Below are 18,667 nucleotides of genomic sequence, written 5' to 3'. Positions count from 1 at the left end.
TTTTCGGGAATTTTCTGCAGCACTTCTATGACAGTATCTGCCTTTGTGCCAGCAATAATGGCGACAATAGCGCCTTTTTTACCCTTAGCAGCCTTATTTGTTAGTATTGTATAAAGTTCCCCATGAGATAACGAGGTCTCATCGATGGACAGCTGAACGCCTAAGTTCTCGGGGAAAAGCAGCCAATCTTTTGCATGCAACCTTTGGTTCCAGTCCTTGAATCCGCTTAATGACTCGCGATAATTCCGCTGAAGTGTTTTTCCTTTTACCCCATAGAAGCCACCTACAGTATGGACCGAATTAGGGCTGGTATCGACTGATTTCTTTTAAAAAAGCCGCGAATCCCTCTGTTATTCGCGTGCCTTCTGCAACAATATTCCAATCCCGGTAAGCCACTTTGTTTGTGCTGGTATTGAGCCAGCGACGACGTTTGATATGGAGGAACACCTTGTGCCCGCGGATCGGGAAGTCCTGCACGGTAATGGTTGGAAAAAAGCCTTTGGAAAGCAGCTTTTCTCCTTCTGGCACATTTGGAGTAATATTAACCTCTTGCAAATCCAAATGAAATATATCTTCTTCTTTGCGCACTTCTTTGAGTTCGAAAAAGTCAAGAATGAAATCGGGAAGTAGTAAGCTTATTAAGGTGTGGTATCCGTCCTGCATGAAGTAAGAAATCTAAAACACCAAAGCTAAAAATATATGATCTGCTCCACAACTTTTTGACTTGATCCCTTATCCTTGTTGCCATGGAAGACGAGCATCCGAGCCAGGAAGAGATTGCCCAGCTTAGGCGGTCTAAACTCCTTTTAATTGAGCGATCTGCCAGGATTATTGTGGACATCTATTCGAAATACGGGTTTTATCCCGATCTATAAACTATCCTGTTCTTGATGTAAGCAGTCGATCTCCGACTTTCAATCCGGTATCTGCATTACTTATTAAGTTTTTCCGTGCAAGCACTGTAATTCTGCTGCTGTAAGCACAACCCATTAAATAATGTTGCTCAGGACAGCCCTCAAAAATCAAGGCAATAAAAAAGCCTTAGATTTCTCTAAGGCTTTCCGTGCACTCGAAGGGAGTCGAACCCCTAACCTCCTGATCCGTAGTCAGGTGCTCTATCCAATTAAGCTACGAATGCATTTCCGTGTGATTGGATTGCAAAAGTAGTACTTCACTTGATATTTCCCAACTTTTTTTGAAATAATTTAATAATTATTCCAGCGCCAATCCTGCATTAGGCGCCTAAAACCTGCTTAATTGCTTCGAAATCAGGCAGGTCTCCAGCATTTTCAAGAACCTCTGCATAGCTGATTTTTCCGGCCTCATCGATCACAAACGCTGCTCTTTTCGATACACCTTTTAGATTAAATACGAATTCGTCGTAAAAAGCACCATAAGTTTGGGACACCTCTTTGTTGAAATCTGATAATAAAGGAAACTGATAGGATTGATCTTCTTTAAACTTTGCCAGGGTAAATGGAGAATCTACCGAAATGCCGAGAACAGCAGCATTGATGCCTTCATAATACCCAAAGCTATCGCGCATCGTACAAAGTTGGGTGGTACATGTTCCGGTAAACGCCATTGGGAAAAACTGAATCACCACTTTACGTCCTGCGAAATCTTTTAAGGATACTTCTTTAAGGTCTGAACTGAATAGTTTGAAATCTGGGGCTTGATCGCCTACCTGTAATGCCATAAATTAATATAAGTTTAATCGTGAAATGTAAATATATCGGCTTATCGTGAAGCATTAGCCATTTGCTGCTCTAATATTTCGATACCCTCTTCAAAGCTGTGCGGTTGATAGTTTAGATCCCGTATAGCCTTGTCCAGGATAAACCCGGTTCGCTTTGGCCTTGCAGCCGACTGGTTTAAAGTTGAAGAGCTAACTTCAGTGATCAAATTTTTATCTAAATTGAAATAGTCCGCTACCCTGGCCACCAGTTCCGACACACTCATCATATCCTTCCCGGAAATATGGTAGATTCCGGTTACTTCCTTTTCAACCGCGGCCAGGCATGCCCAGGCGAGGTCTTCGGCAAGTGTCGGCATACGCCATTGATCATTGACCACGTTCAGCGGTACAGCCTTTTCGAGCGCATTTTTGGCCCAAAGCACAATATTGCTCCTGCTCATGTCTTTGACAATACCGTAAACAAGAATGGTCCGGATGATGGACCAGCGACAATGGGAATTCTTAACCAGTTCCTCGGCTTCCACTTTCGTCTGCCCGTAGTAACTCAGTGGATTAGGTTCAGCAGATTCTTCATAGGGTCCTTGTTCACCGTCGAAAACGAAATCAGTGGATAAATGGATAAGTTGTATGTTCATGGTTTCACATACGGCGACCAGGGTTTTCACAGCCTCCACGTTCAGTGCATGCGCAAGTTTTTTTTCCACCTGACAGGTATCAACGTTCGTCATAGCTGCTGTATGGATGATGGCGTCGGGCTTGTATTGTGCTACAACGTTCCGTACCTGTCCGGGATCAAGAATATCCATTTCGGCATACACATAACCCTCTTTGATCGGGTAACGATTTGAACCCTTTGAGGTTGCAATTAAATGATACTGCTTGTTTAACAATATATTTTCGGTAATTTTCTGTCCCAGTAGTCCATTGCTCCCGGTCACTAATACGGTTTTCATACAAGCGAATTTATTACTAAAATCTTGTGGAAAATCATTTTATTTATATATAGAATTTTAAGAGAAAAAACTTAACTTTGCGGACTGAATTGAGGACCATAAATCCGGACTTTAACAATTTGATATTTATAAATTTACCCAAAACAATATATGCCTAACATTGGAAAAATAGCGCAGATTATAGGACCGGTAGTTGACGTGAGTTTTGCTGACGATGCTCATTTACCTCAGATTTTCTCTGCATTAGAGATTGAAAAAGAAAACGGACAGAAGATCATTTTAGAAGTTCAACAACACTTAGGTGAAGATCGCGTTCGTGCAATTGCCATGGACTCTACAGATGGTTTAGTTCGTGGAATGAAAGCATTAGATACTGGTGCGCCTATTAAAATGCCTGTTGGTGATCAAATCAAAGGTCGTTTATTCAATGTTGTTGGTGAAGCCATCGATGGTATCAATGCAATTGATAAAACTGCCGGCAAGCCAATTCACAGTGCTCCTCCCCGTTTTGATGAGCTTTCTACCGAAACAGAAGTTCTTTTCACCGGTATTAAAGTAATCGACCTTTTAGAGCCTTATGCAAAAGGTGGTAAAATCGGATTATTCGGTGGTGCGGGTGTAGGTAAAACCGTTCTTATCATGGAATTGGTAAACAACATCGCTAAAGCTTATGCAGGTCTTTCTGTATTTGCCGGTGTAGGTGAGCGTACTCGTGAAGGTAATGACCTTTTACGTGAGTTTATCGAATCTGGTGTAATCAACTATGGTGATGAGTTCCTTCATTCCATGGAAAAAGGTGGCTGGGATTTGAGCAAGGTAGATGTAGAGAAATTAAAAGAATCTAAAGCAACCCTGGTATTCGGTCAGATGAACGAGCCTCCTGGTGCACGTGCACGTGTGGCATTATCTGGTCTTACTGTAGCGGAATACTTCCGTGACGGTGAAGGTGAAGGCGCTGGAAAAGATATCCTTTTCTTCGTTGATAACATCTTCCGTTTCACGCAGGCTGGTTCTGAGGTATCGGCACTTTTAGGTCGTATGCCTTCAGCGGTAGGTTACCAACCAACCCTTGCTACCGAGATGGGTTTAATGCAAGAGCGTATTACTTCAACCAAACGTGGTTCAATTACTTCAGTACAGGCCGTTTACGTTCCTGCGGATGATTTAACTGACCCGGCTCCGGCGACTACGTTTGCCCACTTAGATGCAACAACAGTACTTTCACGTAAAATTTCTGAGCTAGGTATCTACCCTGCTGTGGATCCATTGGATTCTACTTCAAGGATCTTATCTCCGGCAGTATTAGGTGATGAGCACTATAACACCGCTCAACGTGTAAAAGAAATTCTTCAACGTTATAAAGAGCTTCAGGATATTATCGCCATCCTTGGTATGGACGAGCTTTCTGAAGAGGATAAATTGGTTGTTCACCGTGCACGTCGTGTTCAGCGTTTCCTTTCTCAGCCTTTCCACGTAGCGGAACAGTTTACTGGTCTTAAAGGTGTATTGGTAGACATTAAAGACACCATCAAAGCATTCAACATGATTATGGACGGTGAAGTTGATGAGTATCCAGAAGCTGCTTTCAACTTAGTTGGTAATATTGATGATGCTATCGAAAAAGGTAAGAAAATCCTTGCCGAAGCAAACGCATAATTATGACATTAGAAATATTAACCCCAGATAAAAAAGTTTTTGAAGGAGAAGTAACTGCGGTTACTGTACCGGGAACAATGGGTTCTTTTCAGATCCTGAGAGACCATGCCCCTATCATCTCAACTTTAGAAGATGGTCCGGTTATCATTAAAAACAAAACAGATGAACAAACCTTTAACATCAAAGGTGGCGTTGTAGAAGTTTTGAAAAATAAAATTGTGGTGCTTGCAGAAGGCGTTGCCCTTTAAATAACCCATAACGATTTAAAAATCCCCCGAAGAAGTTCGGGGGATTTTTTTTGCACTGTCTTTACTGGAATCTGCAGGCAGCAAATGCCAGACCTAAAGCCACGAAAGTTGTACAGGTTTATACGCGAAATTTCTACCTGATTTTGACACATTTTCTTAGACTTACCAGCATTTCACGCAGAATTTCACATTTTTTATAATGCAAGCATAGTATGCAGACCGAATACCGAAAACACTTTTGGTATACTCACACTAGCGATTTGTATCATAAAACCATTTTATACCAATTTTTATTTCGATTGTCTATGAATTATACGTTATAAATTTTTTTTCAATTTATTTTCATTTGCTATTGCCGTTGCGTTCTTCATAATCTAAATTGTATTTCAAGAAACAAGAGATAATAAAAAGACATGAATACCGCAATTCTTAACAACGTCAACAACCTGATTAACAATATCCTTCTGCTGATTATTCAGAAGACCAAGGCGCTGTAAACGAGAATTTAAACCAGAATATTTACAAGCGCCCCAGCAAAGAGGCGCTTTTTTAATAACCAGCTTTTTGAAATCCCAACCTAGACCATGCAATACTATAATTCATCTACCCAGCTTTACTTAAACGGCGAGTTTGTTCCCGCAAAGGATGCCAGTACTGACCTTTACAGTCAGTCACTACATTATGGTTATGCCGTATTCGAAGGAATCCGGGCATATAACACCCATAATGGCACCAGGATTTTCAAAGCCAAACGTCATTATGAACGTTTAAAACGTTCGTGTGAATTGGTACATATTCCATTTGAATGGAATGTAGACGACCTGGTACGACAAACGTATAAGTTGCTGGAGTTGAACAACCTAAAGGACGCGTACATCCGTCCTTTAGTGTATTGCAGCCCCAACATGACACTTTCTGAACCGGCAAGCGTAAACATCATGATCTGTGCCTGGGAATGGGGAGCCTACCTTGGCGATAAGCAGGTACGGGTGTGCATTTCATCCTATCAGCGCCCAAATCCGAAGTCTACTCCTATGGAAGCGAAAGTAAGCGGTCATTACGTAAACTCCATCCTTGCAACCACAGAAGCTAAGGGGCGTGGTTACGATGAGGCGGTATTATTAGATCAAAATGAGTTTGTAGCAGAAGCACCGGGGGCCAATATTTTCATCGAAAAATCAGGTAAACTTTACACCCCTTCTTTAGGGCATATCCTTCCTGGAATTACCCGTGAAACGGTGCTTCAATTATGTAAAAGCCTTGATATCGAATGTATCGAAACGCAGATCACCGCCAGAGAACTGAAACAGGCAGACAGTGCGTTTCTATGTGGTACCGCAGCAGAAATCATCGGCATGAAATCCATTGATGAGACCACCTTCCCACTTAAATGGTCAGACAGCCTGGGTTCAACCCTACAGCGCACCTACAAATGCCTGGTATTAGAGAAACAGAACTACGAAGTTTTTATATAAGCGATTATTCCGAACCACAACATGTCAGATACTTTAGAATTAAACAGATACAGTAAAACTTTTACACAGGATCCAACCCAGGCTGGTGCACAGGCCATGCTTTATGGGATAGGCCTTACTACTGCAGATATGCAGAAAGCACAGGTGGGCATAGCTAGTATGGGCTATGATGGCAACACCTGCAACATGCACCTGAACGACTTAGCCAAGTTGGTGAAAGAGGGTGTATGGAAGAATGATATGGTAGGCTTAACCTTCAACACCATTGGCGTGAGTGATGGAATGTCTAATGGGACCGACGGAATGCGATATTCCTTGATTTCCAGGGACGTTATCGCCGACTCTATAGAAACCATTTGCGGCGGACAATATTATGATGCGGTGATCGCATTACCGGGCTGCGATAAAAATATGCCGGGATCCATTATGGCAATGGGTCGTTTAAACCGCCCATCCATCATGGTTTACGGTGGAAGTATCCACTCGGGTAACTACAAAGGGAAATCATTGAACATGGTTTCTGCCTTTGAAGCGCTTGGTGAGAAGATTGCCGGCAAAATTTCAGAAGAAGATTATCAGGGCATCATCAGACATACCTGTCCGGGTGCAGGTGCATGCGGTGGTATGTACACCGCAAATACCATGGCTTCAGCAATTGAGGCATTGGGCATGAGCTTGCCTTACAGCTCCTCCTACCCTGCCCTTAGCGAGGAGAAAAAAGCAGAATGCTTAAGCGCGGGTGAAGCGATCAAAGTATTGCTCGAAAAGAACATTCTGCCCTCTCATATCATGACCGAAAAAGCATTTCACAATGCGATAGTAACGGTAATGGTTCTTGGCGGAAGTACCAATGCGGTTCTGCACCTGATTGCCATGGCGAAGTCCGTGGGTCTGAACCTGGAGCTTAAAGATTTCCAGCACATCAGCGACAATACCCCGGTATTGGCAGACTTGAAGCCAAGCGGTCAGTACCTGATGGAAGATGTACATACGATTGGCGGTATACCAGCAGTATTGAAGTATTTGTTGAAAGTTGGGTTGATCCACGGCGATTGTCTGACCGTAACTGGCAAAACCTTAGCTGAAAACGTAGCTGACGCTGTTGACCTGGATTTTGAAAAGCAGAAGGTGATCCTACCGATAGAAAACCCAATTAAAGCAACAGGCCATTTGCAAATGCTTTATGGTAACCTAGCACAACTCGGTGCTGTTGCTAAGATCAGTGGTAAAGAAGGGGAAAGATTTGAGGGCCCTGCAAGGGTATTTGATGGGGAGAAACAGCTGATTGAAGGTATCTCCAGCGGCAGAGTTCATCAGGGTGATGTGGTGGTGATCCGTCAGGTTGGTCCGAAGGGCGCACCTGGAATGCCAGAAATGCTTAAACCAACCTCTGCCATCATCGGTGCGGGCTTGGGTAAGTCGGTGGCGCTGATAACCGATGGCCGCTTCTCTGGTGGGACCCACGGGTTTGTGGTGGGACACATCACGCCAGAAGCCTGGTCAGGTGGCAACATCGGACTTGTACAAGACAATGACATCATCCGGATTGATGCGGTGAATAACACCATCGACGTCCTGATCTCCGATGAAGAACTTGCGGCGCGCCGCGCAAACTGGAAGCAGTTACCACCACCAGTAAAAGGCGGTGTACTTTATAAATATTTGAAACAGGTAAGCAATGCCAGTGAAGGCTGCGTTACCGACGCCTATACCGATTAATCTGCACATAATACCTTAGAAAATGGAATTATCAATTGAAGAAACAATCAGACCGGCAGTGCCGAAAGAACTTAAGACAGTTAGCGGCTCTGTGGCATTATTGGAGGGATTAATTACCGAAGGAACCGAAGTGGTCTTTGGTTACCCAGGTGGTGCAATCATGCCAATTTATGACGCCTTGTATGACTTCAAAGAGCGACTTCAGCATATCCTGGTGCGTCATGAGCAGGGTGCAACACATGCGGCGCAAGGCTTTGCAAGAACATCTGGGAAAGTTGGCGTGGTGTTCGCCACGAGCGGCCCGGGCGCAACCAACCTGGTCACTGGCCTCGCTGATGCACAAATTGATAGTACCCCATTGGTGTGTATTACGGGTCAGGTATTCAGTCACCTTCTTGGCACCGATGCCTTCCAGGAAACAGATGTGATCAATATTACCACACCGGTAACCAAATGGAATTATCAGGTAACTGATGCCAATGAGATCCCTGCTGTATTGGCAAAAGCCTTTTACATTGCTAAAAGCGGTCGCCCAGGTCCGGTACTGATTGACATCACCAAGGATGCGCAGATCCAAAAGATCGCTTACGAAGGTTATACGCCTTGTAATCACATCCGCAGCTATCGTCCAAAGCCGAATATCCGTGTGGAATATATTGAGCAGGCGGCAGCGATGATCAATGCAGCGAAGAAACCTTTTATCCTTTTCGGGCAAGGTGTGCTACTCGGTAGCGCAGAAAAAGAATTCCAGGCCTTTGTAGAGAAAAGTGGTATTCCTGCAGCATGGACCATTTTAGGTGCCGGCGCTATCCCTTCAGATCACCCGCAAAATGTTGGTATGCTTGGTATGCACGGAAATTATGGTCCTAACGTACAGACCAACTCCTGCGACCTGCTCATTGCTATAGGAATGCGCTTTGATGACCGCGTAACTGGCAGGTTAGATAAATACGCTACCCAAGCTAAGGTAGTTCACCTGGACATTGATCCGGCAGAGATCGATAAGAACGTGAAAGCAGATGTTCCGGTTTGGGGTGATTGTAAAGACACGCTTCCACTGTTGACAGCGCTTATCGAAGAACGTACACACACGGATTGGCTTGCTGAGTTTAAAGTTTTTGACAAGATTGAACGGGAAGAGCTGATCCAAAAAGAGCTTGAGCCAGAAAGCGGCGAATTGACCATGGGCGAAGTGATCCATCAGTTAAATCAGCTTACCAAAGGTGAAGCCATCATTGTAAGTGATGTAGGTCAGCACCAGATGGTTGCCTGCCGTTATGCTAAACTGAACCATACCCGCAGCAACGTTACCAGTGGTGGATTGGGTACCATGGGCTTTGGTCTTCCAGCAGCGATTGGTGCTAAATTCGGCAGACCAGATCGCACGGTAGTCGCTGTAATTGGCGACGGCGGTTTCCAGATGACCCTGCAGGAGCTTGGAACCATCATGCAAAGCGGTGTGGACGTCAAGATTATGATTTTAAACAATCAGTTCCTGGGCATGGTGCGCCAATGGCAGCAACTGTTCAACGAAAAGCGATACTCTTTTGTAGACATCACCAGTCCTGACTTTATCAAGCTTGCAGAATCCTATTATATCCCTGGGAAGAAAGTTACTGCACGCGAGGAGTTGATCCCGGCACTAACACAGATGCTTGAGCATCAAGGATCCTTCGTGCTGGAAGTGATGGTTGAAAAAGAACTTAATGTATTTCCGATGGTACCGCAAGGTTGCAGCGTAAGTGAAATCAGACTTAAATAAATGGACATGAAAGACGCAGAATTCATAGATAAAAAGCAGGAATACACCATCTCGGTTTATACAGAGAACCAGGTGGGTTTGTTAAACCGCATTGCGATAATCTTCTCCAGAAGAAAGATCAACATCGAAAGTTTGAATGTATCGCCTTCGGAGATCCAGCATATTCACCGCTTTAACATTGTTGTTAACGAAACACCGGATACGGTTCGCAAAGTTGCCAGACAGATTGAAAAGCAGGTTGAGGTATTGAAGGTATATTTCAATACCAACGACGACATCATCTGGCAGGAAATGGCCCTGTATAAAGTACCGACGGATGTGATTGCCGAGAAAGTGTACGTAGAACGCTTGCTCCGCGAAAATGGGGCAAGAGCGGTCGTGATCCGGAAAGACTACACGGTGTTCGAAACTACCGGCCATCGTGAAGAAACCGACAAACTCATTGAAGTACTTCAACCTTATGGCCTGATTGAATTTGTTCGAAGTGCCAGAGTAGCGATCATCAAAAACAGCCAGGGCTTCAACAAGAAACTCCGGGAGTTTGAACGTGAGGAGCCTGGGCAGGATGTTGTGGAACTCGAACACTCCGACACCAAGAAAGATGTGTTCACCATGTAGTGCTAATCTTTAAATAACTAAACAGACTAAAACATAGATTAACCAAAACTTATAAAACCAAAATTATGGCAGTATTAAATTTCGGCGGTAAAGACGAAAATGTAGTAACACGTGATGAATTTCCATTGGAAAGAGCACAGGAGGTCCTGAAAAATGAAACCGTAGCGATTATCGGTTATGGCGTACAAGGTCCAGGACAGGCGCTTAATCAAAAAGACAATGGCATCAATGTTATTGTTGGCCAACGTAAAGAATCAAAAACCTGGGATAAGGCCATTGCCGACGGATTTGTTCCCGGAGAAACCCTGTTTGAAATTGAAGAAGCGCTGGAGCGTGGAACCATCATTTGCTACCTGTTGAGTGACGCCGCTCAAATTGAACTATGGCCTACGGTTAAAAAACACCTTACACCAGGTAAAGCATTGTACTTCTCGCACGGCTTTGGAATTACCTTCAATGAGCAAACGGGCATTGTACCACCTGCAGACGTTGATGTGTTCCTTGTAGCACCAAAAGGCTCTGGTACTTCCCTACGCCGAATGTTCTTACAGGGTCGTGGACTGAACTCAAGTTATGCCATTTTCCAGGATGCAACGGGCAAAGCTTATGAAAGAGTGGTTGCCTTAGGTATCGCTGTAGGTAGCGGTTACCTGTTTGAAACGGATTTCAAGAAAGAGGTATATAGCGATTTAACTGGTGAACGCGGAACCTTGATGGGTTGTATCCAGGGCATCTTCGCAGCACAATATGATGTATTACGTGCCAACGGCCACTCTCCTTCTGAAGCTTTCAACGAGACCGTTGAGGAGCTTACCCAAAGCTTAATGCCGTTGGTAGCAGAAAATGGCATGGACTGGATGTATGCAAACTGTTCCACTACCGCACAACGTGGTGCCTTGGACTGGTGGAAGAAGTTCCGCGATGCAACAAAACCCGTATTTGAAGAGCTATATGCAAGCGTTGCTTCCGGTCAGGAATCACAAAGATCTATTGACAGTAACAGTCAGCCGGACTACCGTGAAAAGTTAAACGCTGAACTGGCAGAATTAAGGGACAGTGAATTATGGCAGGCAGGTAAAACTGTGCGCAGTTTACGTCCTGAAAATCAACCAGCAGAGAAAGAATTAGAAGCATAAAAATAAACCCACATGGGAAAGACTTTAGTAGAAAAAATCTGGGATGCTCACGTCGTTAAACGCGACGCGGGCTTTCCTGATATTTTGTATATCGATACGCATTTTATACATGAGGTAACCAGTCCTCAGGCATTTGACGGGCTTCGTAAAAGAGGCTTGCCTGTATTTCGCCCTGCACAAACCATTGCAACGGCAGATCATAATGTGCCCACATTGAACCAGCATCTGCCGATTCAGGAGACCCTGTCACGTTATCAGGTAGATATGCTGACCAAGAACTGCGCGGAATTTGGCGTAGAACTTTACGGCTTAGGACACCCTTACCAGGGTATAGTGCATGTAATCGGGCCAGAGCTGGGTATTACCCTACCAGGTTCTACCATTGTTTGTGGCGATAGTCATACTTCCACGCACGGAGCCTTCGGTGCCATTGCATTTGGTATTGGTACTTCTCAGGTGGAGCAGGTATTGGCAACACAATGTTTATTACAACAACCTCCGAAAACCATGCGCATTACCGTAGATGGTGAGCTCGGCACGGGCGTTAGTGCAAAGGACATTATCTTGTACATCATCGCGAAGATCTCAGCGGCTGGAGGAACAGGCTATTTTATCGAATATGCCGGTTCCACGATCCGTAGCTTGAGCATGGAAGCCAGGATGACCATCTGCAACATGAGCATTGAAATGGGTGCCAGAGGCGGACTGATCGCACCTGACGACATTACCTTCGACTATGTTAATGGTCGTGAGTTTGCGCCTAAAGGTGCTGCATGGGACAAAGCGCTGGCCTATTGGAAAACACTTTACAGCGATGCTGATGCTGCTTTTGATGCCGAACTGCACTTTGATGCGGCTGATATTGAACCAATGATCACCTATGGTACTAACCCGGGAATGGGTGTAGGCATCAGTCAGCAGATACCTACAACAGCCAGCCAGGAGTTGTCTGAGCGTCCCTCGTATGAGAAAGCATTGAACTACATGGGCATTGGCGATGATGCTTCGCTGCTCGGGAAAGAGATTGACTACGTTTTTATTGGAAGCTGCACCAACTCCAGAATGGAGGACTTGCGCGCTGTAGCGGAATTTGTTAAAGGCCGGCAGAAAGCACCCAATGTTACCGTGTGGATTGTACCAGGCTCTAAGCAAATTGAGCAACAAGCGATTGCGGAAGGGCTAGACAAAGTGTTTGAAGCCGCTGGTTTCCAACTGCGTGAACCGGGATGCAGTGCATGCCTGGGTATGAATGAAGATAAGATCCCTGCAGGAAAATACTGCGTGTCTACATCGAACCGGAACTTCGAAGGCCGTCAGGGCCCGAATTCCAGAACCTTCCTGGCAAGCCCGCTGACTGCCGCAGCAGCTGCAATCACCGGTCGCATTACCGATGTACGTTCCATGCTTACCGAAAATATTTACGCCTAAGATGAAGAAATTTACAACTTTAACTTCCTCGGTGGTGCCACTTCCAATGGAGAACGTGGATACCGACCAGATCATACCAGCGAGATTTTTGAAAGCCACGACCCGTGAGGGTTTTGGTGAGAACCTGTTCTGCGACTGGCGTTACGATGCTTCCAGAAATCCGCGCCCGGAATTCGTACTGAACAATCCAGCCTATAGCGGTAAGGTGCTGGTAGCAGGCAAAAACTTCGGCTGTGGAAGCAGCAGGGAGCATGCCGCCTGGGCGCTGCAGGACTATGGATTTGATGTGGTGATCAGCAGTTTCTTTGCGGATATCTTTAAAGGCAATGCCTTGAATAATGGCTTGTTGCCAATACAACTTTCAGATGGCTTTGTACAGCGCATCTTTCTTGCTGTGGAAACCGACCCTCAAGCTAAAGTTACGGTAGACTTGGAAGCCCAAACTGTGACCATTGAAACCACCAAGGAGTACGAGGATTTCGAAATAAACCCCTATAAAAAGTCTTGCCTGATTAATGGCTATGATGACATTGATTTCATTTTAAATCAGCGTCAGGCAATAGAACATTTTGAACACCAGAAAGCCGTCGTCTAATGGAAGTATTTGTCGGGATTGAGCATGTAAACTTAAAGATCAGAAACCGGGTTATCCTGGCTGATCTGTCCTGGCAAATTGCTAAAGGAGAGCAATGGCTCTTAAATGGCGCAAGTGGAAGTGGCAAAACCATGCTGGCAAAAGCCATCGCTGGTCTTGGACGAATGAGCGGACAAATTAAGGTTCATTATGACGCCGGCTCTACCCTGCCCGCCTCCACATTGTACGTTCCACAATGGTTCCAGTTCAAGGATAAACAAGGCAGTTCCAGTTTTTACTTTCAACAGCGCTTCAATAGTGCTGATGCGGAAAATACCGTTACCGTTTGGGAGAGCCTGCTTGAATATGCAACAAGGATACATCGTTCTGAGGCGAAAGCACAGCTGCTTTTAGAGACCTTTGGCCTTTGGAGCAGAAAAGATGCACCGATCATTCAACTTTCCAGCGGTGAACACAAAAAATTGCAGCTGATCAAAGCATTACTCTACCGCCCACAATTCATGATATTGGACAATCCATATACCGGATTGGATGTGCAGACCAGAACCTGCCTGAACAAACAGCTAGAACTTGCCTGTGCTGGAGGTATGCAGTTGTTAATTGTAAGTAATGATGCAGCCAAACCTGGATGCATCAACCGCTTTGCTTCGCTCCTGGATGGTAAACTGGTGACCAGTAACGAACCCATAGCGGTAAAGCAGCAGACGAACCTTGACTATCAGCTTCCTCACTTCCTGCAGCAAGCTCCAGTTTTAGCGGTAGAGGAACTCGTTTCTATGAGAAACGTGAACATCCGCTATGGCGAAAAACAGATTCTGAAAGATTTGAACTGGCGTGTCAAGGCAGGTGAAAAGTGGCTTTTGAAGGGCCATAATGGCTCGGGCAAGTCGACCCTGATCAGCCTGCTAACCGGAGATAACCCTCAGGCTTACGGACAGGAAATACAGCTGTTCGGCCGAAAGCGCGGTACTGGTGAAAGCATCTGGGACATCAAAAGGCAAATTGGTTTTATCTCGCCTGAACTGCAATGGTATTTTGAACCAGGTTCTACCGTTTTTCAGGCGGTTGCTTCCGGATTGTTCGACACCAGCGGATTGTTCAGGAAACTGAGTCTGCAGCAAGAAGAAAAAACGAATGAACTACTGAAGCTATTTGGTTTGCACACCGAAGCAAATGATCTACTAACACAGCTTCCGCTAGGCAAGCAGCGCCTGGCACTTTTAGCCCGTGCGATCATTAAAAACCCACCATTGCTCATATTGGACGAGCCTTGTCAGGGCTTGGATGAAGCCCAAACAAGTATGTTCAATCAGCTTGTGGAATTATTATGTAACACGAATCGCAGCCTGATCTATGTGAATCATTTTGAGCATGCCTTGCCTGATTTTCTTAGTCATGAGCTGATGCTTGAACAAGGTATTGCAATTCGTAATAAACCCATTTTAGAAAAAGAATACACATGAAAAAAAATATATTGGTCATACCTGGAGATGGGATTGGTCCTGAGGTTACCACTTGGGGCAAAGCAGTTTTAGAAAAGATCGCTGAAGTGTATGGCCATGAATTCAGTTTCCAGGAAGCTTTGATGGGCCATGTTGCCATTGAAGCGACTGGCAATCCACTTCCTGACGAGACACTACAAAAAGCACAACAGAGCGACGCCATTTTATTTGGCGCTGTTGGGCATGCGAAATATGACAACGATCCTTCGGCGAAAGTTCGCCCGGAGCAAGGCCTGCTGAAGATTAGAAAAGAACTGGGGCTCTATGCCAACCTGAGGCCAATCTTACTTTTTGACGAACTACTGGATGCTTCGAGCATCAAGCCAAGCATCTTAAAAGGCACAGATATCCTGTTCTTCAGGGAACTCACCGGCGACGTTTACTTCGGAGAGAAAAAGCGTTCTGAAGATGGCCATACCGCATCTGACCTGATGGTATATCAGCGCTATGAAATTGAACGTATTGCCCACAAAGCGTTTGAAGCTGCAATGACCCGCAGCAAGCGATTGTGTTCTGTGGATAAGGCCAATGTACTTGAGAGCTCCAGACTGTGGCGGGAAACGGTACAGCAGGTAAGCAAAGCGTATCCTGAGGTAGAAACCGAACACATGTTTATCGACAATGCGGCCATGCAGCTGATTAAAGATCCAAAGCGTTTTGATGTTGTGCTTACCGCCAATCTTTTTGGCGACATCCTTACCGATGAAGCTTCGCAGATCGCAGGCTCGATGGGTATGCTGGCTTCGGCTTCCGTTGGCGATGGTACCGGATTTTTCGAGCCGATCCACGGTTCTGCACATGACATTGCAGGTAAGGATCTGGCGAATCCACTGGCCTCCATCCTTTCGGTGGCATTGATGCTCGACATCTCCTTCGGACTTAAATCCGAATCCAAGCTCATCATAGATGTGGTAAAGCAGGTGCTTGCCGATGGTTTCAGAACCAATGACATCGCCGATGGCAGCACCAACCCTTATAAGGTGCTCGGTACAAAGGATATGGGCAAACTAATTTTAAAATTCATCGATCAACACTCACTTTCTTAATCACATCATTTTATGTTACACGATCCGAACAGAGTATACGTTTTTGACACCACCCTTAGAGATGGAGAACAGGTTCCAGGCTGTCAGCTTGCGACCGCAGAAAAGGTAGAAATTGCGAAAGCACTGGAAGCGCTGGGCGTTGATGTGATTGAGGCGGGATTCCCGATCTCCAGTCCGGGCGACTTCCAGAGTGTTGTTGAACTATCAAAGGCCGTATCCGAGCCCATCATCTGTGCACTCACCCGCGCAAATAAGAAGGATATCGACGCGGCAGTTGCTTCGCTTCAATATGCTAAACGGCCAAGGATCCATACCGGCATCGGCTCTTCCGACATGCACATCAAGTATAAATTCAACAGCACCCGTGAGGAGATCCTGGAGCGTGCCGTGGAAGCAGTTAAATACGCGAAAGGTTTTGTGGAAGATATTGAGTTCTATGCAGAAGATGCCGGCCGTGCAGATAATGAGTACCTGGCCCGAATGGTTGAAGCCGTCATTGCTGCAGGTGCAACCGTGGTGAATATTCCGGATACGAATGGCTACTGCCTTCCGGATCAGTATGGCGCGAAGATCAAGTATCTGAAAGAACATGTGTCTAATATTGATCAGGCGATCATTTCCGTGCATTGCCACAATGACCTTGGACTTGCGACTGCAAATACCCTTGCAGGTATCGTGAACGGTGCAAGGCAGGTAGAATGTACGATCAATGGTATCGGCGAACGTGCAGGAAATACCGCTCTGGAGGAGGTGACCATGATCCTGAAAACACACCATGCGCTTAACCTCCATACGAACATCAACAGCAAACATTTTTCGGAGATCAGCAATATGGTGAGCCGCATGATGCGCATGCCGGTACAACCTAATAAAGCGATTATCGGCCAGAATGCTTTTGCACACAGCTCGGGTATTCACCAGGACGGATTTTTGAAACACCGGGAGAACTATGAGATCATTAACCCTGAGGATGTAGGCATCGATAAATCCGATATCATCCTAACGGCAAGAAGCGGTCGCCATGCCTTGAAGCACCACCTGGAGCGTTTGGGTTATGAAATCGAACGCATCAATCTGGATCAGGTTTATGAGACTTTCCTTACGATGGCCGATGAGAAAAAGCATATCAGCGATGATGACTTACTGCTCTTGATGAGTGATGGGAAAGAAGACCCGTTTAAAAATGGTTACAAGTTGAAATTGCTACAGGTGCTGTGTGGAGACCCTTTAAGTCCAACTGCGACGGTGAAGTTAGAATACGAAGGTCAGGAACATGAAGCACTTGCCCGTGGCAATGGCCCGGTGAATGCCACCATCAAAGCTATAGAAAGCATCATCGGCAAAGCTGTAGAGTTGAAAGAGTTTAATATACAGGCGATGCACGGCGGCAGTGACGACGTGAGTAAAGTAAACATGCGTATTTCATACAACGGCAAGTCTTACCTGGGCTACGGTTTCAACACCGATATCGTGCAGGCATCGGCAAATGCTTACCTGGATGCCGTAAATAAATTCCTATAATTATGAACAAGACCAAAAACATAGCACTGGATTTCCAGGCTGCCGCAGCCAGGATACATGGCACCGTACGCCGTACACCATTGGAATATAATGCCGGACTATCGCTTAAATATCAGGCTGAGGTCTACCTGAAGAGAGAAGATTTACAAATTGTGCGCTCCTACAAGTTGCGGGGCGCATTTAACATGATATCAACACTTGCGGATGATCAACGTTCAAGGGGGGTTGTTTGCGCCAGCGCCGGCAACCACGCCCAGGGCGTTGCCTATTCCTGTAAGAAGCTGAACATCAAAGGGGTGATCTTTATGCCAGAGATTACCCCTAAGCAAAAGGTAAAACAAACGGAGATGTTCGGCGGTGACCACATCGAGATCGTACTCGTTGGTGATACCTTCGATGATTGTATGCGCGAAGCTTTGGTTTATACCCAAAGTCATGGCATGACCTTCATCCCTCCTTTTGATAATCCGAAGATCATTGAAGGCCAGGGCACCGTTGGTGTAGAATTGTTTGAAGAACTACCGGACGTGGACTACGTGGTTATGCCGATTGGTGGCGGCGGACTCGCTTCTGGTGTAAGCAGCTACCTCAGGAACATTGCACCGGCTGTTCAGCTGATTGGCGTGGAGCCAGAAGGTGCGCCATCGATGAAACATGCACTACAGCATGGCGGGCCGGTAACCCTGGAGCAGGTAGACCGCTTTGTAGACGGCGCCTCCGTAAAACGTGTCGGAACACTAAACTATCAGTATTGCAGTGAACTCTTAAACGACATGCTGCTTGTGCCCGAAGGGAAGATCTGTACCACCATTTTAAAACTTTATAACGAAGATGCGATTGTAGTAGAACCAGCCGGAGCATTGTCGGTAGCTGCATTGGATCAGGTCGCTGCGGAGATTAAAGGGAAAAAGGTCGTTTGTATCATCAGCGGTGGGAACAACGACATCGAGCGCATGCAGGAGATTAAAGAAAAGTCCTTGCTTTACGAAGGCTTAAAACACTACTTCATTGTGCGCTTTCCACAACGCCCGGGTGCACTGAAGTTGTTTGTAAATAATGTGCTGGGCCCACACGATGACATTACCAGGTTTGAGTTTATCAAAAAGACAAACAAAGAAAGTGGACCTGCATTGGTGGGTATTGAGCTCAAAGAAAGCGGTGACTATCCCTTGCTCTTGCAACGCATGGCCGAGTTTAAGTTCGAGACCATCGAGTTGAATAAAGATCAAACCTTGTTCGAATATCTGGTATAACCAGAATTGCACAAAAATGTAATTAATAGTACCTGTTTGGGGTTTTATTTCGCTTT

General features: G+C 45.6%; 17 protein-coding genes, 1 tRNA gene and 1 pseudogene. 14 read left to right on the top strand and 5 right to left on the bottom strand.

All coding sequences use genetic code 11. The features are described 5' to 3' along the window. Nucleotides 1-200 (bottom strand): annotated as a pseudogene (locus AC5WJX_RS17220) (ISAon1 family transposase); the annotation flags it as partial. A gap of 100 nt (nucleotides 201-300) precedes the next feature. Next, nucleotides 301-663 (bottom strand): ISAon1 family transposase N-terminal region protein, encoded by a 363-nt coding sequence (locus AC5WJX_RS17215; RefSeq protein WP_440429483.1) that lies wholly within the window; start codon nucleotides 661-663, stop codon nucleotides 301-303. 83 nt (nucleotides 664-746) lie between these two features. Here AC5WJX_RS17215 and AC5WJX_RS17210 point away from each other — a divergent pair, with 83 nt between their 5' ends. Next, nucleotides 747-875, top strand: coding sequence for a hypothetical protein (locus AC5WJX_RS17210; RefSeq protein ID WP_494485509.1), 129 nt, complete (start codon nucleotides 747-749; stop codon nucleotides 873-875). Between the two features lie 189 nt (nucleotides 876-1,064). Here the strand turns inward: AC5WJX_RS17210 and AC5WJX_RS17205 are convergent. From AC5WJX_RS17205 to AC5WJX_RS17195, 3 genes are all read right to left on the bottom strand, one after another. Beyond that, nucleotides 1,065-1,138: transfer RNA gene (locus AC5WJX_RS17205), tRNA-Arg, on the bottom strand. Between the two features lie 96 nt (nucleotides 1,139-1,234). Continuing rightward, a complete protein-coding gene (locus tag AC5WJX_RS17200) occupies nucleotides 1,235-1,699 on the bottom strand; it encodes a redoxin domain-containing protein (protein ID WP_494485508.1) in 465 nt (154 codons plus the stop codon). 41 nt (nucleotides 1,700-1,740) lie between these two features. Continuing rightward, nucleotides 1,741-2,652, bottom strand: coding sequence for an SDR family oxidoreductase (locus tag AC5WJX_RS17195; RefSeq protein ID WP_494485507.1), 912 nt, complete (start codon nucleotides 2,650-2,652; stop codon nucleotides 1,741-1,743). Nucleotides 2,653-2,802: 150 nt separating this feature from the next. Between AC5WJX_RS17195 and atpD the strand changes: the two genes are divergently transcribed. The 13 genes from atpD to ilvA all read left to right on the top strand — a co-directional run bounded on the left by atpD (nucleotide 2,803) and on the right by ilvA (nucleotide 18,611). After that, complete coding sequence (atpD, locus tag AC5WJX_RS17190; protein ID WP_440431139.1) at nucleotides 2,803-4,308, top strand: F0F1 ATP synthase subunit beta; 1,506 nt, start codon at nucleotides 2,803-2,805, stop codon at nucleotides 4,306-4,308. Nucleotides 4,309-4,310: 2 nt separating this feature from the next. Continuing rightward, nucleotides 4,311-4,556: an ATP synthase F1 subunit epsilon gene (atpC, locus tag AC5WJX_RS17185; RefSeq protein ID WP_440431141.1), complete on the top strand. Its 246-nt coding sequence runs from the start codon at nucleotides 4,311-4,313 to the stop codon at nucleotides 4,554-4,556. Between the two features lie 584 nt (nucleotides 4,557-5,140). Continuing rightward, a complete protein-coding gene (locus AC5WJX_RS17180; protein ID WP_494485506.1) occupies nucleotides 5,141-6,031 on the top strand; it encodes a branched-chain amino acid transaminase in 891 nt (296 codons plus the stop codon). Nucleotides 6,032-6,052: 21 nt separating this feature from the next. Beyond that, nucleotides 6,053-7,750, top strand: coding sequence for a dihydroxy-acid dehydratase (gene ilvD / locus AC5WJX_RS17175; protein ID WP_440431145.1), 1,698 nt, complete (start codon nucleotides 6,053-6,055; stop codon nucleotides 7,748-7,750). A gap of 22 nt (nucleotides 7,751-7,772) precedes the next feature. Next, nucleotides 7,773-9,512, top strand: coding sequence for a biosynthetic-type acetolactate synthase large subunit (gene ilvB, locus AC5WJX_RS17170; protein WP_494485505.1), 1,740 nt, complete (start codon nucleotides 7,773-7,775; stop codon nucleotides 9,510-9,512). 6 nt (nucleotides 9,513-9,518) lie between these two features. Continuing rightward, nucleotides 9,519-10,130, top strand: a complete 612-nt coding sequence (gene ilvN / locus AC5WJX_RS17165; RefSeq protein WP_440431149.1) for an acetolactate synthase small subunit — start codon at nucleotides 9,519-9,521, stop codon at nucleotides 10,128-10,130. A gap of 65 nt (nucleotides 10,131-10,195) precedes the next feature. After that, nucleotides 10,196-11,266 (top strand): ketol-acid reductoisomerase, encoded by a 1,071-nt coding sequence (gene ilvC, locus AC5WJX_RS17160; protein WP_440431151.1) that lies wholly within the window; start codon nucleotides 10,196-10,198, stop codon nucleotides 11,264-11,266. A gap of 12 nt (nucleotides 11,267-11,278) precedes the next feature. Next, nucleotides 11,279-12,694: a 3-isopropylmalate dehydratase large subunit gene (gene leuC, locus AC5WJX_RS17155; RefSeq protein WP_440431152.1), complete on the top strand. Its 1,416-nt coding sequence runs from the start codon at nucleotides 11,279-11,281 to the stop codon at nucleotides 12,692-12,694. Nucleotide 12,695: 1 nt separating this feature from the next. After that, on the top strand, nucleotides 12,696-13,289 hold the full coding sequence (gene leuD, locus AC5WJX_RS17150; protein WP_494485504.1) for a 3-isopropylmalate dehydratase small subunit: 594 nt from the start codon (nucleotides 12,696-12,698) through the stop codon (nucleotides 13,287-13,289). Continuing rightward, on the top strand, nucleotides 13,289-14,752 hold the full coding sequence (locus AC5WJX_RS17145) for an ATP-binding cassette domain-containing protein (RefSeq protein WP_494485503.1): 1,464 nt from the start codon (nucleotides 13,289-13,291) through the stop codon (nucleotides 14,750-14,752). The genes leuD and AC5WJX_RS17145 overlap by 1 nt, the downstream gene beginning before the upstream one ends. Continuing rightward, a complete protein-coding gene (leuB, locus tag AC5WJX_RS17140; RefSeq protein ID WP_494485502.1) occupies nucleotides 14,749-15,837 on the top strand; it encodes a 3-isopropylmalate dehydrogenase in 1,089 nt (362 codons plus the stop codon). The genes AC5WJX_RS17145 and leuB overlap by 4 nt, the downstream gene beginning before the upstream one ends. Before the next feature lie 12 nt (nucleotides 15,838-15,849). Then, nucleotides 15,850-17,358, top strand: a complete 1,509-nt coding sequence (locus AC5WJX_RS17135; RefSeq protein ID WP_494485501.1) for a 2-isopropylmalate synthase — start codon at nucleotides 15,850-15,852, stop codon at nucleotides 17,356-17,358. Nucleotides 17,359-17,360: 2 nt separating this feature from the next. Further along, complete coding sequence (gene ilvA, locus AC5WJX_RS17130; protein ID WP_494485500.1) at nucleotides 17,361-18,611, top strand: threonine ammonia-lyase IlvA; 1,251 nt, start codon at nucleotides 17,361-17,363, stop codon at nucleotides 18,609-18,611. The last annotated feature ends 56 nt before the right edge of the window (nucleotides 18,612-18,667 follow it).

Source organism: Pedobacter sp. NEAU-ZC8 (genome assembly GCF_059278965.1).
The sequence above is the reverse complement of the archived record's forward strand: the minus strand, read 5'-3'. Positions and strand labels throughout refer to the sequence as shown.

Bases quoted from the DNA above. Each gene is read 5' to 3' on its own strand.
- AC5WJX_RS17215 (WP_440429483.1), bottom strand. From the start codon at position 663: ATGCAGGACGGATACCACACCTTAATAAGCTTACTACTTCCCGATTTC.
- AC5WJX_RS17210 (WP_494485509.1), top strand. From the start codon at position 747: ATGGAAGACGAGCATCCGAGCCAGGAAGAGATTGCCCAGCTTAGGCGG.
- AC5WJX_RS17200 (WP_494485508.1), bottom strand. From the start codon at position 1,699: ATGGCATTACAGGTAGGCGATCAAGCCCCAGATTTCAAACTATTCAGT.
- AC5WJX_RS17195 (WP_494485507.1), bottom strand. From the start codon at position 2,652: ATGAAAACCGTATTAGTGACCGGGAGCAATGGACTACTGGGACAGAAA.
- atpD (WP_440431139.1), top strand. From the start codon at position 2,803: ATGCCTAACATTGGAAAAATAGCGCAGATTATAGGACCGGTAGTTGAC.
- atpC (WP_440431141.1), top strand. From the start codon at position 4,311: ATGACATTAGAAATATTAACCCCAGATAAAAAAGTTTTTGAAGGAGAA.
- AC5WJX_RS17180 (WP_494485506.1), top strand. From the start codon at position 5,141: ATGCAATACTATAATTCATCTACCCAGCTTTACTTAAACGGCGAGTTT.
- ilvD (WP_440431145.1), top strand. From the start codon at position 6,053: ATGTCAGATACTTTAGAATTAAACAGATACAGTAAAACTTTTACACAG.
- ilvB (WP_494485505.1), top strand. From the start codon at position 7,773: ATGGAATTATCAATTGAAGAAACAATCAGACCGGCAGTGCCGAAAGAA.
- ilvN (WP_440431149.1), top strand. From the start codon at position 9,519: ATGAAAGACGCAGAATTCATAGATAAAAAGCAGGAATACACCATCTCG.
- ilvC (WP_440431151.1), top strand. From the start codon at position 10,196: ATGGCAGTATTAAATTTCGGCGGTAAAGACGAAAATGTAGTAACACGT.
- leuC (WP_440431152.1), top strand. From the start codon at position 11,279: ATGGGAAAGACTTTAGTAGAAAAAATCTGGGATGCTCACGTCGTTAAA.
- leuD (WP_494485504.1), top strand. From the start codon at position 12,696: ATGAAGAAATTTACAACTTTAACTTCCTCGGTGGTGCCACTTCCAATG.
- AC5WJX_RS17145 (WP_494485503.1), top strand. From the start codon at position 13,289: ATGGAAGTATTTGTCGGGATTGAGCATGTAAACTTAAAGATCAGAAAC.
- leuB (WP_494485502.1), top strand. From the start codon at position 14,749: ATGAAAAAAAATATATTGGTCATACCTGGAGATGGGATTGGTCCTGAG.
- AC5WJX_RS17135 (WP_494485501.1), top strand. From the start codon at position 15,850: ATGTTACACGATCCGAACAGAGTATACGTTTTTGACACCACCCTTAGA.
- ilvA (WP_494485500.1), top strand. From the start codon at position 17,361: ATGAACAAGACCAAAAACATAGCACTGGATTTCCAGGCTGCCGCAGCC.